The sequence below is a fragment of the Shewanella avicenniae genome, assembly GCF_017354945.1.
Taxonomy (GTDB): domain Bacteria; phylum Pseudomonadota; class Gammaproteobacteria; order Enterobacterales; family Shewanellaceae; genus Shewanella; species Shewanella avicenniae.
In genome coordinates, this window is the sequence record NZ_CP071503.1 from 341,224 (window position 1) to 355,845 (window position 14,622).

The following is a 14,622-nucleotide window of genomic DNA, read 5'->3' on the forward strand; positions in this document are numbered from 1 at the left end:
CGTTTGATGGGAGCGATTTTTACGGACTTGAGATTGATTAGTAAGTCAGTGTGCACTGAACACTGACTGTTTTTTTGATATAACTAACTGAATTTATTCAATTCATGAAATTAGTTTTTTAATCCTAGAATGAGGGAATCTTTTCTTAATCTCTTCTACTAAGCGATTCTTTGTCACTTTATCGTGATTAGTTTTTGAACGTTTACTTCTATCAGGCCGGTCATTAAACCAAAATTTAATCGTGGAATACTCTGGGTATCGATTGGTAAAGCCTTTTAGCTGCTCTATGGTCGCAGAATGGTTTTTAGCGAGAGCGAAGTCTCTAAGAACTTCAGCTAACGAATTGAATAATACTTCGTCAGAATAGTAGACATCGGTGAGTTCATTGGTTAACTCTTCATCAATCAGCATACATAACGATTTTACTTGTATAGTTTTTCGGGACTTAGCTTTCCCTGCTTTTTGAGGATGTATCACTGTTGCTATAAACCCGTCATCGGTATATTTTTCAGTATTAGTCTTGTAATCGTGAGCCCCGGAATAGTAGCCAGCTAGATACAGCGCAGTGGCTAGCTTACTAAGGGTTTCGACATCCAGTTGCTTGTGCAGCAGAAGGTGCTCAAGCAATTGTTTGCTTATTTCAAGGTTGTATTCCGCTTCATTTGCTTCTGTGTTGAACTCTTGCCCTTGAAAATCAACTTGCTTCTGTACTCCAGCTTTATAGATCTTGGAAAAACGACCTTGTACACCATCCAAAAACTCAAAATTGGAATTTTGATTTTCAATTAACCATAAAAGATTCTGCTCTGCTTTTGGAGGATTAATTCCAAGCGCTTTGAGTTTGGTGGGTAACAGTTCTGGAATGATAGTTTTCAGTATCTGTTCACGCTGCTCTGTAATTGTTTTTTTAGGAAACAAAACGATATCTCCAAGTTTAAAAGTTAACTATTGGCTCTAAAAGATTTGCGACAAGGTTGTGCGCGTCGCGGCGCTCATCAAGGTAGTCGTAGCGGTCATAGATCCCTTCGACTCCTTTTAATTTGTGGTTTAGGCAGCGTTCGGCTACATGGCCGGGAACACCAAGCTCAGCGAGTAAACTGCGAAAGCTGCGGCGTAAATCGTGGATGGTGAAATGTTCGATACCTGTTTCTTCGAACGCATTTTGATAGTCACGCGTGCCGCCATTAAGTGGCTTACCAAATAACTTAGATAGCGCATGATTTAAGGTATCGGCGGATATATGTGGCCGCTTGCCACCAGCTTTACGGGTAGGGAATAGATACTCAGAACCAAAGGCCCGTTGTTTAAGCTCTGCTAACCAAGGAATAATAGCGTCAGCCAGAGGAATAGTAATCGCTGCACCTGTTTTGCTACGGCTGGTGGACAATTGCCAAAGCTGCTTTTCAAAGTCGAACTCTTCCCATTTCGCCGCAATCAATTCGTTTTTACGCACACCAAGTGCGAGCAACAGCGCGACTGCGAGATAGTTGTCACGGGTAAAAGCCGCAGGATTAGCGCGCAGGATAGTAAACAGCTTGGCGATTTCTTCACGGCTCAATGCGCGTTCTCGGCTTTTCTCAATGCCACCAGCATCACTTACATTAAACGGGCTTGCAGGGTTACTTCTAGCTAGGTCGAGTTTGCAGGCATGGTTGAATAGCTGCTTGCAGTACATCAAAGTATCGTTAGCGGTGGTTGGGCGGTCACTTTGCTGGACTTTCTGAATAATGTCCCTGATATCTCTCGCGCTCACATCTTCAATCGGATACTTACCAATGAGCGGCTTAATCTCTTTCTCGTAAATGCGCTTGGGAATATTTGGGTACTTGAGCCGCTTGGCGAGATCTTGATACCAGTCTTCAAACAACTCGTTGATGGTGTTGATCGGCGCGCGCTGGTTTTTCTGTTTTTCTACCTGTGGGTCAATGCCGTTTTTCGCTTCAACCTTCACACGCAGCGCTTCGAGTTTTGCATCCGCGAGGCTCACTTGTGGGTATTGGCCGAGTGCATAGAACTTGCGTTTGCCATGAATGGTATAGCGCACTTCCCAAGACGCTTTCCCTGCCGTCTGTATACGGATATAAAGCCCATCCCCGACGGGTTTCCTAACTATCTCACCAGACTTTATCAGTGCTCTAATTTGTTTGTCATTCATATGGTTATGATTAAAGTGGTTACTAATTTTGAGTTTTTGAGGTGTTTTTATGGTTACTAAAGAGTCTAGTAACCGTTTTAGTAACCACTTTTATCTTAACAGTCATGAACAACTATAAACAGTGGTAAATAAAAAACCCTCTTAAATCGAGGGTTTGTGGTGGTTTTTAGAACTTGGGTGAACGCCAGAAAACATCACTCGACGTTTTGGATCTGCTCGCGCATCTGTTCGATGATAACTTTAAGTTCTACCGCGGCGGCGGTGATCTCGTTAGAGATCGATTTCGAGGCTAAGGTGTTCGATTCGCGGTTGAACTCTTGCATCATAAAGTCGAGGCGACGGCCTTCTGCACCACCTTTTTTCAAAATGCGGCGGGCTTCTTTTACATGAGTTTCTAAGCGGTCCATCTCTTCCGCAACATCAAGCTTTTGTGCTTGCAATACCATCTCTTGTTCAATACGTAATGGGTCGAGTTCACCTTGAATATCTGCCAAGCGAGAGGTCAGTTTTTCACGTTGCCATTCAATCACTTTTGGCATGTGTTCACGCACGATGGCGATTTGGGCTTCCACCGCATCTAGGCGAGTCGTGAGCATTTCGGTGATTGCTGCACCTTCGCGGCTACGGGCTTCAAGAAACTGATCCAAGGCTTGGTTGAAGGCGGTCAACATCTCGTTGCCAATGGCTTCCATATCTTGCTCGGCACCCGCAACAACGCCCGGCCAACGCAGTACATCAATGATATTCAGATGACCTTCGCGGGCTTCATCTTTCACCCACTGGGCTGCTTTGAGCAGTTGATGGGCTAAGTCTTGATTAATGGTCAGCTCACTTTGGCTGGCGTTGGCGAGGTCATAGCGCAGATTCACTTCGACTTTGCCGCGATTTAGGCGCTTACGCAGTGTTTCACGCAGTGTTGGCTCAAGAAAGCGTAACTGTTCAGGCAAGCGGAAATAGGTTTCGAGGTAACGTTGATTGACTGAGCGCAGTTCCCAGGATGCTGTGCCCCAGTCGGCTTTGTGTTCGATGCGGGCATAAGCGGTCATGCTATGGATCATAGGTAATTCCTGTTACTGGCAAATAGTTAATCTCAGATTATAAACCTGCAGTGGCAGTGATTAAAGCAAGATAGTCACTGGCATAGCACTTGCCTCGTTCAACCCCTATAATACACGCTAAATTTTGAAATGAAGGAAGTCACCATGCGCCCCAGTAATCGAGCTCCTGCTCAAATCCGTCCTGTTACTATCACTCGTCAGTACACTGCCCACGCAGAAGGTTCTGTCTTGGTGGAGTTTGGTGACACCAAAGTGCTTTGTACAGCTAGTTTTACCGAAGGCGTACCGCGCTTTTTGAAAGGACAGGGGCAAGGTTGGGTGACTGCTGAATATGGCATGTTGCCACGTTCTACCCATAGCCGGATGGATCGTGAAGCTGCGCGTGGTAAGCAATCGGGCCGTACCCAAGAGATCCAACGTTTGATTGGGCGTGCGCTGCGTGCTGCGGTAGATATGAAGTTGTTGGGCGAAAACACCATCGTGATCGACTGTGATGTGATTCAAGCCGACGGTGGTACGCGTACCGCATCGATTACCGGTGCTTGTGTGGCCTTGGCTGATGCGCTGAATTGGGCGCGTGCGAAAGGCATTATTAAAGCTAATCCACTGAAGTTTTTGATTGCTGCGGTTAGCGTGGGTGTTTACGAAGGTGAGCCGATTGCTGATCTGGAATATGTCGAAGATAGCGCCGCTGAAACCGATATGAACGTGGTGATGACCGAAACCGGTAAGCTGATTGAAGTGCAGGGCACTGCTGAAGGTGAGCCGTTTAGCCATGAAGAGTTGCTGGCGATGCTAGAGCTGGCCAAGCATGGCATTCGCGAAATTATCGACGTACAAAAAGCCGCCTTAAGTTAATCCGCTAAGTAGAATTTTGGAGCGAAAGTGAAAGCTTACCAACGTGAATTTATTGAATTTGCTCTTGAACGTAACGTGTTGCGTTTTGGCGAATTTACCCTGAAATCTGGCCGCAAGAGCCCTTATTTTTTTAACGCTGGCTTGTTCAACACTGGCCGCGATTTAGCACGTTTAGGCCGTTTCTATGCCTCGGCATTGGTTGATGCAGGCATTCAGTATGATGTGTTGTTTGGCCCTGCTTATAAAGGCATCCCAATCGCCACAACAACTGCGGTTGCGTTAGCCGATCATCACGGTATCGACACGCCATACTGCTTTAACCGTAAAGAGAAAAAAGATCACGGTGAAGGTGGTACTTTGGTGGGCAGTGAGCTGAAAGGCCGCATCATGTTGGTGGATGATGTGATCACTGCAGGTACGGCGATCCGCGAATCGATGGATATCATTCAGCAAGCGGGTGCGTCGTTAGCCGGTGTGTTGATTGCGCTCGACCGACAAGAGAAAGGCAAGGCTGAATTGTCTGCGATTCAAGAAGTTGAGCGCGACTTCGGTTGCCAAGTAGTGTCGATTATCAAGCTGGCAGATTTGATTGCCTATCTTGAACAAACAGCAGGTAAAGATGCTGAACTTGCGGCGGTAAAAGGTTATCGGGAGCAGTACGGCATCTAATCTCGCTCAGTGATAGAAATTGAAAAGCCTGACTATGTCAGGCTTTTTTTTGCGGGTCTTTTGCAGTCGATTAGCGGTGCTGATTAAGAAACTCTGCACGAGTGGCTGGGTTTGACTTAAAAATCCCACCCAAGGCGGTCGTGGTGGTTGAACTGGTTGAATCCATCACGCCACGGGATTTAACGCAGTAGTGAACCGCATCGATTTTTACTGCCACATCTTTGGTTTCTAGTAAGGCTTGTAACGCCACTAACACCTGTTGGGTTAAGCGTTCCTGTACCTGCGGCCGTTGAGCAAAGAAGCGCACGATACGGTTGATTTTCGACAAGCCAATAATGTTTTTACGTGGCAAATAGGCCACAGTTGCCATGCCATCAATGGTCACCAAATGATGCTCACAAGTGCTGGTGAGGCTGATATCTTGCACCCGTACCATCTCATCAACGCCCATCTTGTTTTCAATGACAGTGATTTTCGGGAAGTTGGCATAATCGAGGCCGGAGAAAATCTCATCGACATACATCTTGGCGATGCGCTTTGGGGTTTCTGCCAGACTATCATCCGACAGATCTAGCGACATTAACTGCATGATTTCAGTAAAATGTTGCTCAATTTTCAGCTTACGTTCTTCAGCAGTTAATTCACATGGCACCATCGGGGTTTCTAACCCTTTTGCTTCAAGGGCTGAACGAACGGTAATCGCGGCTTCACTTAATGACATATCGACTCCTCCGGCTGACGGCTCCGGACTACGCAACGAGCATTGTGACTGTAGTCACAGTATAACTTGGGTGCGCAAGGATAGCGCGATTTGGGGCAAATTCACATATAAAGCTAAAAAATAACCGCCAGTAACGGCGGTTATTTCTGTAATCATCGGCACTTAGTTAAGGTGTTTTTTCAAAAAATCTGCCATTTTTTGATACAAGATTGCGCGATGCTTCGTGTCATAAAACCCATGGCCTTCGTCATCCATGATCAACTCCTGATAGGGATAATCTATTTTCTTTAATGCGTCCTCTAACGCATATAGCTGCTCAATCGGCGCGCGTTCATCATTACCACCGTGCACCAAAAAAAGTTCAGCTTTTAGCTTTCCAACGTTTTGGGTTGGTGACATTGACAGTAGTGTCTGAGGATCTTCGCCAAGTACTTTCTTAAGATAGGATGTCCCATAGTCTGTATCTTGAACGTCGCCTTCATTAAACATCATAGGAAGGTTGTAAACTCCGGCTATGCCAACCGCACACTTAAACATATCAGGCGCTAATTCAGCGCTCATAAGCGCCGAATAACCGCCAAAACTAGTTCCAACAATACAGATTTTGTCTTTATCGACGATACCTTGGTCTATGAGGGATTGTGTCGCATCAATAATGTCATATTGAATGTCACTGCCCCATTTTTTATAGCCGGCATGTTCAAATGCCAAGCCAAATCCACCTGAACCGCGGTAATTCACTTGCAGCACTGCATAGCCTTGTGAGGCTAAGAATTGATTCTGCGGGTCGAATTCCCAGTAATCTCTTGGGCCATGAGGGCCTCCGTGAGGATTGACCACCAAGGGGAGTTTTTCAGCCTTTTTATCGTTAGGCAGTGTTAGATACGTTTGAATCTCCTTTCCATCACGTACTGTCACTGGCATAGGCTTTACCTCAGCCATGAGATCAGGGTTAATACCTTCCATCACGTCAAGCAGCAAACGTAACTGATTATTCTGGGTATTGAACAGGAAATATTTGCCTGGTGTTCGGTCATTAAAAGCGAAAATTATTTTCTTATTGCTATCACGTGTCTCACTGGCAATTCGCACTTGATATCCAGGAAGCGCTGCTAATAAATCTTTCAGCAACTTAGTGTTCTCATCATCAATATTGACGAAAGCGTAGTTTGGATAACCCTTTTCAAATTCTACAGCGTAGAGTGACTTAGTGTGTGGGTTAACCCAAAAAGCGAGAGGATCTACTATCGGGTCATTTACCACGAGTTGCCGTTCACCAGTTTTAATATCCAGCTTAAAAACTGATGTCGGTTCTCCATGCTCTGTCCCGGCTGCATATATCACATTGGGATCGTTGGTGAGTGAAATGGGGGTGTAACCGCCTAAGCCTATGGTTTCAAGGTTGACCCATTTATCATCTTTTTTGACAAATATTTGTTTATCATCGTGGCGATCTAAGCCACCAATGAATCTTACTTCGCCTTCATCATCGACCAAAAACTCAGGCATTGCTATGGGGGTAGTAAATAGCTGTTTGCGCTTTCCTCGATAAACATCGACCGAATAAACTTGTTGCAGGCGCTCGGTGTCTAGATTATTTCCACCCCCCCAAGGTAGCGCATGAATAAGCATTTTTTTATCATCGTTAACCAGAGGATCAAGAATCCACGCCGTAGCGCGAAGGGGTTCTGCACCTTTTTGGATACGACTTCCGGCATTGACGCCGCCATTAGCTTCGTAACCTACTAAATACAAAGGTTTACTACCATCAGCGTTAACGGCCATTAATTCACCGTAATAGAGCGGGTGATCACTCCATCCCTTAAGGTATTCTTTCGCCAACACTATTCGTTCATCGTTAACCCACTCGTAGTCCCCAACCTGCTTATTGCCACCAAATGAAACAGCATGACTCATTTTTAGCGTTTCAGTTTCTAAGATCAGCAGCTTTTGGCGACCATCATCATCTTTCAGCTTTACACTGATAAACTCGCCGTTTGGCGAAATTTTGAGCTGAGAAAACTTGGCCCCTTTGCTGTAAAGTTCAGCAGAAGTTAACGCTAATGCAGAGCTTGAAAGGAGAGAAAACAAAACCGGAACGAGCAGGTTAAATCTCATTGTACGTCCTTGTTTTTAGAATAAAGAAGACGGTTTTTTAACGTAAATGAAACAAGAACTCAAGAAGTATTACATGGACGAAGTTCTGCTTTACAGATTAAATCTAAATTAGGATGTATGAATTTGATGATGGCTCAGCGATACGGATAGATCACTATGCGTATATAGAGAAAAGAGCATACAAGATAATATGCTCTTCAGAGGGGCTTAGCTTTGCAGTAGTTGCTTTTGAATAAACTGCCACTGCTCTTCAAAGTGGTAGGTAGGCTTTAACTTGAACTCGCTGCGCACAAATTGGGTGATGCGGCCTTCGGCAATCGCCAGCAACATATTGGCAAGAATCGATTCGTCGATATTAAATTTTTGCCCTTCGCGCAGGGTCTTTTCCCGCAGAATTTGCTTTAAGTGCGTTTCAACTTTGGCAAACAGTTGATTAATGCGATCTCTCAGTCTTTCATGCTCGCCGAGCAGTGCGTCGCCATTAAGCAACCGCGATATTCCCGGGTTTTTCTCAGCAAATACCAGCAGCAGATGCAGCATCAAATGGCAGCGACGCATGGTGTCTTTTTCTTCCGCCATGATGAGATTAATCCGCGATAGCAACGACTCTTCAATAAATTCGATGAGCCCTTCATACATGCGGGTTTTGCTGGGGAAGTGGCGATAGAGCGCTGCTTCTGACACGCCAACTTCCGAGGCCAGTTTGGCCGTTGTTATCCGTTGCCCAGGATTGGTTTCCAGCATCTGCGCTAGACACTGTAAAATGTGCTCGCGCCGATTAAATTTTTCTTTGGTGGCCATACTGCTTTTACACCTGATTAGCGAGTGCCGGAATGGCCAAAACCACCTTCACCACGCTCACTGGAATTGAATTCTTCTACCACGTTAAATTGGGCTTGGACGACAGGTACAAACACCAGCTGGGCTAGACGATCACCCGCACTGAGCGTGAAGGGTTCACTGCTGCGGTTCCAGCAAGAGACCATCAGTGGACCTTGGTAATCAGAGTCGATTAAACCGACCAAGTTACCCAGCACTATGCCGTTTTTATGGCCTAAACCTGAACGCGGCAAAATCACCGCCGCCAGCGCAGGATCGGCTACGTGAATGGCAATACCTGTAGGAATTAGAATGGTTTGCCCCGGTGCAACCGTCATTGATTCAGCGTCAATCATGGCGCGTAAATCCATACCTGCGCTGCCGCTGGTGGCATAGGCTGGCAATGGAAACTCGTTACCGATACGTTGGTCGAGAATTTTGACTTCAATTGGAGTTTTCATGGTCGTTTATCTTGTCAGCGATAAGTTTTAATAGTTGTTTTGCGAGCGATAGTTTATCGGTTGCTGGCAATTCTTCACAGTGTGAATGTGTAAATACTTTCAAGGCATTACTGTCTGAGTTAAAGCCAAGTCCTTGCTTTGACACATCATTTGCGGCAATCATGTCGAGATTTTTACGTGCCATTTTTTGTTTGGCATACTGCTCAACATTTTCGGTTTCAGCGGCAAAACCGACGGTAAACGGCCGCACGTCAAGCGCTGCAACGCTGGCGAGAATATCGGGGTTTTGTACTAAGGTCAGCTGCAGTGTTTGCTCTGCTGAGATCTTTTTCAGCTTCTGCTCGGCGGCGGTTGCGGCTCGGTAATCCGCCACGGCGGCACAACCGATAAAGATATCTTGCTGATTGATATGCTGCATTACCACATCAAACATCTGCTGTGCCGATTCCACGTCGATGCGGGTGACGTCAGCAGGCGTGGCAAGGTTCACTGGGCCACTGACAAGGATGACTTCGGCGCCCATCGCCGCAGCGGCACTGGCAATGGCAAAGCCCATTTTGCCTGAGCTATGGTTGGAGATATAGCGTACCGGATCGAGCGCTTCGCGGGTCGGACCGGCGGTCAGTAGTAGTTTCTTACCTGCCAAGATAGGTGCTTCAAAAAACTGCTCGGCTAACTCGACGATTTCATCGGGTTGCAACATACGGCCTGGGCCGACTTCACCGCAGGCTTGGCTGCCGCTGGCTGGACCCCAAATCTGCACGCCGCGTTGCTTGAGTACGCTTAGGTTCTCTTGTGTCGCGGTGTTGAGATACATCTGTTGATTCATGGCTGGGCAGATTGCCATTGGTGCAGTAGTTGCCAGAGCCAGCGTTGTCAGCAGTTCATCTGCCATGCCGGCACGCACTCGTGCAATCACGTTCGCGGTCGCAGGCGCCACAATAAACAGATCCGCCCAACGCCCTAGTTCAATATGGCTCATACCCGCTTCTGCCGCCGGGTCGAGCAATTCACTGGCGACCGGATGGCCTGACACGGCTTGCAGTGTAAGCGGCGTAATAAACTCTTTGGCACTTTGCGTCATTACTACCCGCACCTCAGCGCCCTTGTCTTTTAGACGTCTGACCAACTCGGCGCATTTATAGGCCGCAATCCCACCGCCAATACCAACCAGTATTTTTTTATTGTTCAGACTCATAGCACATAAATTGAACGAGGAAATAATGCTAAACCTTAACACAAAGCGCTGAGCGCTGGGCAGTCTGCAACTCGCAAATTATCAGCCATACTTGATCGGCTTGGAAAAAATATTCATAACGCGAAAGGAGTCGCCGATGGGAATTAAAGATTGGCCAAGCGGCGAGGGGCCGCGAGAAAAACTGTTACGCGATGGCGCCGAGGTACTGAGCGATGCTGAGCTCATCGCTGTGCTGTTACGCAATGGTCTGCCAGGGCAAAATGCGGTTGAACTGGGCCGCGCACTGTTGGCAGAGTTTGGTTCATTGCGTCAAATCCTCTCTGCACCGTTACAGCAAATCAGTCGAATTCCCGGTTTAGGACCGGTGAAGTTCGCTCAATTGCAGTCAGCTGCTGAAATTTCGCGCAGAGTGTCACGAGAAAAGCTACAAAGAGGCACTGTTTTGACAAATCCTGATTTAACTCGTGACTATTTAATGAGACAATTGGGAGACCGTGCATATGAAGTGTTTGCAATGTTATTGCTGGACAGTCAGCACAGGGTGATTCAGTTCGTAGAATTATTTCGTGGGACGCTTGATGCCGCATCAGTGTATCCGCGAGAAGTTGTCCGCCTTGCTTTGGAAAAACAGGCTGGTGCCGTAATTATTTGTCACAACCATCCATCGGGTGTGGCAGAGCCCAGCATGGCGGATAGAAGAATAACTGAGCGATTAAAATGTGCGCTGGCCACCATTGATGTTCCCCTGTTGGATCACATGGTTGTAGGGGATTTAGAGATCGTCTCCTTTGCCGAACGCGGATGGTTGAATTGATCGATAGCTTGATCTTTCTTCAATTATCCTGTATAACATGCGCCCTCTTTGTGCCTCGGGCGACGGCCATATCGGGGTACATTAATGCTCGAGCGTTAAAACTGTTTTTGGAGAAGATTGACATGTCTAGAGTATGCCAAGTTACTGGCAAGCGTCCTATGGTTGGTAACAACCGTTCGCACGCGAAAAACGCAACTCGTCGTCGTTTCTTGCCTAACCTGCAAAACCACCGTTTCTGGTTGGAAGACGAAAAGCGTTTCGTACAACTGCGCGTTTCTACTAAGGGTATGCGCATTATCGACAAGAAAGGTATCGAAGTAGTTGTTGCTGAACTTCGTGCCCGTGGCGAGAAGGTGTAATAGAAAATGGCTAAAGCTAAAGGCAATCGTGAGAAGATCAAACTGGTATCTACTGCCAAAACTGGTCACTTCTACACTACCGAAAAGAACAAACGTAACATGCCTGAGAAAATGGAAATCAAAAAATTTGATCCAGTAATTCGTCAGCACGTTATCTACAAAGAAGCCAAAATCAAGTAATCGACCCGATTACCTTTGGATTCTGAAGAGCCTCTGTTTTTACAGAGGCTTTTTTATTGGCTTTTTCATCTATTAGTCGCAAACTAACGCTATTATTCGGTAACATTTAACCGCTAACTGTGTTGGAATTACTCGCAAAAGTGAAAATAAATGCTTTTGTAGTGAATGAAAATGCATTAGCATTGCGCCTGTTTAATCGGCCGTCGTCCGTAAACGTGCCGATCTCTGCTAGAAGGTGAATCTAACGGTGCGTACCACAGAATTGGTTGACGGTTTTCGTCACTCAGCTCCTTATCTAAATGCCCATCGCGGCAAAACATTCGTCGTCATGTTGGGCGGTGAAGCGATTGAGGATGGTAACTTTCGTTCAATCGTTAACGATATTTCTCTGTTACACAGCCTCGGCATCAAAGTGGTGCTGGTCTATGGTGCTCGCCCGCAAATTGATGCGGCGTTAGAAGCCAATGCCATTGAGCCTGCGTACCACAACGGGGTGCGTATCACTGACGAAAGTAGCCTAAAAGTGATTAAACAAGTGGCCGGCGCGCTGCAGTTTGATATCACTGCGCGGTTGTCGATGAATCTTTCTAATACCCCGATGCAAGGCGCACAAATTAACGTGGTTAGTGGCAATTTTGTGATTGCACAACCGCTTGGGGTGGAAGACGGTATCGATTTTTGCCTGTCAGGTAAGGTGCGTCGTATCGACACCCAAGGGCTGAAGCAGCAGTTGGAAAAGAACAGCATCATTCTGATGGGGCCGATTGCGGCATCCGTGACGGGTGAAAGTTTAAACCTGACGGCCGAAGAGGTTGCAACGCAAGTTGCCATCAAACTCAAAGCTGATAAGGTCATCGGGTTTAGTGCTAATCATGGTGTGCATGATGAAAGCGGTAATGTGATTGCCGAGTTGATGCCAAACGATGCACAGCGGATGTTGAGTTCGCTGGCTGAACAAGAGACTGATCGCGGCACCTTGGCGTTTTTGAAAGCGGCGATTGATGCTTGTCGTGCTGGTGTGCCACGTTGTCACTTGGTGAGCTATCAAGAAGATGGCGCGCTGCTGCAAGAGTTGTTTACCCGTGACGGTATCGGCACGCAGATTGTGACTGAAAGTGCTGAACGATTACGTCGCGCTTCGATCTCCGATATCGGCGGTATCATCAACCTGATTCGCCCACTGGAAGAGCAGGGGATTTTGGTGCGCCGTTCGCGTGAACAGCTGGAGATGGAGATCGAGCAATTTATGATTATCGAGCGTGATGCGCTGGTGATCGGTTGCGCGGCGCTGTATCCGTTTGAAGAAGACAACGCCGGTGAATTCGCCTGCCTAGTAGTTCATCCAGAGTATCGCGATATGGATCGTGGTAGTTTGCTGCTGAAAAACATTGTTAACCAAGCCAAAGTGCGTGGCTATTCACGCCTGTTTGCCTTGACCACACGCAGCATTCACTGGTTCTTAGAGCATGGTTTCCAAATGGTGGATGTGGATGCACTGCCGACCAAGAAAAAGCAGCTCTACAACTATCAACGCCGTTCAAAAATCCTCGCGTTAGATCTGTAACAGATATTTTCCCAAAGCGCGGTTGACATATTATGTCAACCGCGCTCATACTTTATCCATGTTCGCTATGAGGAATATGGATATGGAACATCAAACTTCGCTATTAGCACCGCTGTCCCCGTCAGCACACTGGAGTTTTGCTGGGCTAATTGTCTTTTTAATTGTCATCATGTGGTTCGTTTACCGTAAGCCAATGCCAGCCATGGCAATGTCGGTATCTGTCGGATTAGTGATTGCGTCTGTGGGCTTCTTTGGCTGGATGTATTGGCAGGCAAACAACGCCTCAGTGGACATAGCACAGCAAAAACTGCAGCTGCATTTACCGCTCTATGGCCGCAATATTGCCCTCAGCGATTTGGAGTTAAATGCTGCGAAAGTGGTCGATATGAACAGTGATGATGCGCCAGCATTATCATGGCGCACCAATGGTGTAGGCCTGCCCGGCTACCAGTTGGGCTGGTTTCAATTAAAGCAGGATGGTAAGGCGCTGGTGGCTGTATCCGACCCGCAGCGCGTACTTTATATTCCAACGAAACTGGGCTTTAGCTTATTACTAAGTTCACCTGAGGCCACGGCGCTACTGCGGCAGTTACGCGATAGTGCGGCGTCGACGTCGTAGCATATCGAAGGTGAATACTAAGAGCGCACTCCAGATAAAGCCAAAGGTGACGCTCTTTTCCATGTCAAACGGTTCGTGGAATACCGCCACCGCCATGATAAACATAATGCTAGGCCCAACATATTGGAAAAAGCCTAGCGTGCTCAGTGGAATACGCACGGCAGCACCTGCAAAACAGAGTAATGGAATCGTCGTGATGACGCCCGCTGCCATCAACAACAGATTAAGTTGCCAACCGTTGGTAAGGATATGTGACGCCTGCTCGCCATCCGCGAACCACATCACCAGTAACGCAGGGGGCAGTAAAATTGCCGTTTCAACCACCAGCCCGGTCATGGCATCAATATTGACTTTCTTTCTCAGCAAGGCGTAAACCCCGAACGTCCCTGCTAATGCCAGTGAGACTACGGGAATTGAGCCAAACGAGATTAACTGAATCGCAACCCCCGTGGTCGCTAATGCTACCGCAACCCATTGAAATTTAGTTAAACGTTCCGATAGAAACAGCAACCCCAATACCACGTTGAGCAGCGGGTTAATAAAATAACCTAGGCTGGCGTCGAGTAGATGGTCATTATTCACTGCCCAAATAAACAGTAGCCAATTGGCAGCGACCAAAAGTGAAGTGGTGGTTAGCACCATAAGTTGCTTCGGATTCTTGAGTACCTGGCGCACTCGGCCATAACCGCCCATCACCACAATTAACACGCCCATCAACACAAAAGACCAGACGATGCGATGTACCAAGATTTGTAGCGGCGCTACGGCACTGATAAGTTTGAAGTAAAGCGGTGCGAAGCCCCAAATAATATAGGCGCTAAGCGCGAGAATGATGCCTTTGCGATATTCTGAATCGGCCATGTTAACAGTGTGATCTTAGTGAGGGGTGACGATTGTGCGGGCTAACTGACGCTTATTCAAGCAAAAGATAATATTTACACATCAGCAGCTTATTGGATTTGCAGATAATTCAATTTGCTTGACCGATATTTTACGGATGCTTAATGCGCAGCGGTTAAGTACAATGGC

16 protein-coding genes are annotated in these 14,622 nt (G+C 47.0%); 7 read left to right on the forward strand and 9 right to left on the reverse strand.

What is annotated here, in order from left to right; translation table 11 throughout:
* Positions 1–102: 102 nt before the first annotated feature.
* The 3 genes from JYB87_RS01510 to JYB87_RS01520 form a co-directional block, all read right to left on the reverse strand.
* Entirely contained in the window at positions 103–918 is an 816-nt protein-coding gene (locus tag JYB87_RS01510) for a hypothetical protein (protein ID WP_207355168.1), read from the reverse strand.
* Between the two features lie 16 nt (positions 919–934).
* The gene (locus JYB87_RS01515; RefSeq protein WP_207355169.1) at positions 935–2,155 is read right to left on the reverse strand and encodes a tyrosine-type recombinase/integrase; all 1,221 of its coding nucleotides are present in this window, start codon (positions 2,153–2,155) and stop codon (positions 935–937) included.
* A gap of 194 nt (positions 2,156–2,349) precedes the next feature.
* Positions 2,350–3,213 (reverse strand): YicC/YloC family endoribonuclease, encoded by an 864-nt coding sequence (locus tag JYB87_RS01520; protein WP_207355170.1) that lies wholly within the window; start codon positions 3,211–3,213, stop codon positions 2,350–2,352.
* Positions 3,214–3,357: 144 nt separating this feature from the next.
* On the opposite strand from JYB87_RS01520, the gene rph reads away from it, so the two are divergent.
* Together rph and pyrE are read left to right on the forward strand one after the other, a co-directional pair.
* Positions 3,358–4,071: a ribonuclease PH gene (gene rph, locus JYB87_RS01525; protein WP_207355171.1), complete on the forward strand. Its 714-nt coding sequence runs from the start codon at positions 3,358–3,360 to the stop codon at positions 4,069–4,071.
* A gap of 27 nt (positions 4,072–4,098) precedes the next feature.
* The gene (gene pyrE, locus JYB87_RS01530) at positions 4,099–4,740 is read left to right on the forward strand and encodes an orotate phosphoribosyltransferase (RefSeq protein WP_207355172.1); all 642 of its coding nucleotides are present in this window, start codon (positions 4,099–4,101) and stop codon (positions 4,738–4,740) included.
* A 70-nt stretch (positions 4,741–4,810) separates the two neighbouring features.
* Here pyrE and folE read toward each other — a convergent pair whose 3' ends face one another.
* From folE to coaBC, 5 genes are all read right to left on the reverse strand, one after another.
* Positions 4,811–5,461 (reverse strand): GTP cyclohydrolase I FolE, encoded by a 651-nt coding sequence (gene folE / locus JYB87_RS01535; RefSeq protein WP_207355173.1) that lies wholly within the window; start codon positions 5,459–5,461, stop codon positions 4,811–4,813.
* A gap of 162 nt (positions 5,462–5,623) precedes the next feature.
* Positions 5,624–7,579 carry an alpha/beta hydrolase family protein gene (locus tag JYB87_RS01540; RefSeq protein WP_207355174.1) on the reverse strand — a complete coding sequence of 652 codons (1,956 nt, stop codon included), beginning with the start codon at positions 7,577–7,579 and terminating at the stop codon, positions 5,624–5,626.
* 207 nt (positions 7,580–7,786) lie between these two features.
* The gene (slmA, locus tag JYB87_RS01545; protein ID WP_207355175.1) at positions 7,787–8,380 is read right to left on the reverse strand and encodes a nucleoid occlusion factor SlmA; all 594 of its coding nucleotides are present in this window, start codon (positions 8,378–8,380) and stop codon (positions 7,787–7,789) included.
* A gap of 17 nt (positions 8,381–8,397) precedes the next feature.
* The gene (dut, locus tag JYB87_RS01550; RefSeq protein WP_207355176.1) at positions 8,398–8,859 is read right to left on the reverse strand and encodes a dUTP diphosphatase; all 462 of its coding nucleotides are present in this window, start codon (positions 8,857–8,859) and stop codon (positions 8,398–8,400) included.
* Positions 8,843–10,057, reverse strand: coding sequence for a bifunctional phosphopantothenoylcysteine decarboxylase/phosphopantothenate--cysteine ligase CoaBC (gene coaBC, locus JYB87_RS01555; RefSeq protein ID WP_207355177.1), 1,215 nt, complete (start codon positions 10,055–10,057; stop codon positions 8,843–8,845). Before coaBC ends, dut begins: the two co-directional genes overlap by 17 nt.
* 136 nt (positions 10,058–10,193) lie before the next feature.
* On the opposite strand from coaBC, the gene radC reads away from it, so the two are divergent.
* The 5 genes from radC to JYB87_RS01580 all read left to right on the forward strand — a co-directional run bounded on the left by radC (position 10,194) and on the right by JYB87_RS01580 (position 13,593).
* Complete coding sequence (gene radC, locus JYB87_RS01560; protein WP_207355178.1) at positions 10,194–10,871, forward strand: RadC family protein; 678 nt, start codon at positions 10,194–10,196, stop codon at positions 10,869–10,871.
* Between the two features lie 122 nt (positions 10,872–10,993).
* Entirely contained in the window at positions 10,994–11,230 is a 237-nt protein-coding gene (gene rpmB, locus JYB87_RS01565; RefSeq protein ID WP_028769274.1) for a 50S ribosomal protein L28, read from the forward strand.
* A 6-nt stretch (positions 11,231–11,236) separates the two neighbouring features.
* On the forward strand, positions 11,237–11,410 hold the full coding sequence (rpmG, locus tag JYB87_RS01570) for a 50S ribosomal protein L33 (protein ID WP_006079871.1): 174 nt from the start codon (positions 11,237–11,239) through the stop codon (positions 11,408–11,410).
* Positions 11,411–11,657: 247 nt separating this feature from the next.
* Positions 11,658–12,974, forward strand: coding sequence for an amino-acid N-acetyltransferase (gene argA, locus JYB87_RS01575; protein ID WP_207355179.1), 1,317 nt, complete (start codon positions 11,658–11,660; stop codon positions 12,972–12,974).
* 82 nt (positions 12,975–13,056) lie between these two features.
* Positions 13,057–13,593, forward strand: a complete 537-nt coding sequence (locus JYB87_RS01580; protein WP_207355180.1) for a PH domain-containing protein — start codon at positions 13,057–13,059, stop codon at positions 13,591–13,593.
* Here the strand turns inward: JYB87_RS01580 and rarD are convergent.
* Positions 13,564–14,454 carry an EamA family transporter RarD gene (gene rarD / locus JYB87_RS01585; RefSeq protein ID WP_207355181.1) on the reverse strand — a complete coding sequence of 297 codons (891 nt, stop codon included), beginning with the start codon at positions 14,452–14,454 and terminating at the stop codon, positions 13,564–13,566. The genes JYB87_RS01580 and rarD overlap by 30 nt on opposite strands.
* Positions 14,455–14,622: the final 168 nt, after the last annotated feature.

Coding starts and splice junctions, on each gene's coding strand:
- JYB87_RS01515 (WP_207355169.1), bottom strand. CDS start 2,155: ATGAATGACAAACAAATTAGAGCACTGATAAAGTCTGGTGAGATAGTT.
- JYB87_RS01520 (WP_207355170.1), bottom strand. CDS start 3,213: ATGATCCATAGCATGACCGCTTATGCCCGCATCGAACACAAAGCCGAC.
- rph (WP_207355171.1), top strand. CDS start 3,358: ATGCGCCCCAGTAATCGAGCTCCTGCTCAAATCCGTCCTGTTACTATC.
- folE (WP_207355173.1), bottom strand. CDS start 5,461: ATGTCATTAAGTGAAGCCGCGATTACCGTTCGTTCAGCCCTTGAAGCA.
- JYB87_RS01540 (WP_207355174.1), bottom strand. CDS start 7,579: ATGAGATTTAACCTGCTCGTTCCGGTTTTGTTTTCTCTCCTTTCAAGC.
- slmA (WP_207355175.1), bottom strand. CDS start 8,380: ATGGCCACCAAAGAAAAATTTAATCGGCGCGAGCACATTTTACAGTGT.
- dut (WP_207355176.1), bottom strand. CDS start 8,859: ATGAAAACTCCAATTGAAGTCAAAATTCTCGACCAACGTATCGGTAAC.
- coaBC (WP_207355177.1), bottom strand. CDS start 10,057: ATGAGTCTGAACAATAAAAAAATACTGGTTGGTATTGGCGGTGGGATT.
- radC (WP_207355178.1), top strand. CDS start 10,194: ATGGGAATTAAAGATTGGCCAAGCGGCGAGGGGCCGCGAGAAAAACTG.
- rpmB (WP_028769274.1), top strand. CDS start 10,994: ATGTCTAGAGTATGCCAAGTTACTGGCAAGCGTCCTATGGTTGGTAAC.
- rpmG (WP_006079871.1), top strand. CDS start 11,237: ATGGCTAAAGCTAAAGGCAATCGTGAGAAGATCAAACTGGTATCTACT.
- JYB87_RS01580 (WP_207355180.1), top strand. CDS start 13,057: ATGGAACATCAAACTTCGCTATTAGCACCGCTGTCCCCGTCAGCACAC.
- rarD (WP_207355181.1), bottom strand. CDS start 14,454: ATGGCCGATTCAGAATATCGCAAAGGCATCATTCTCGCGCTTAGCGCC.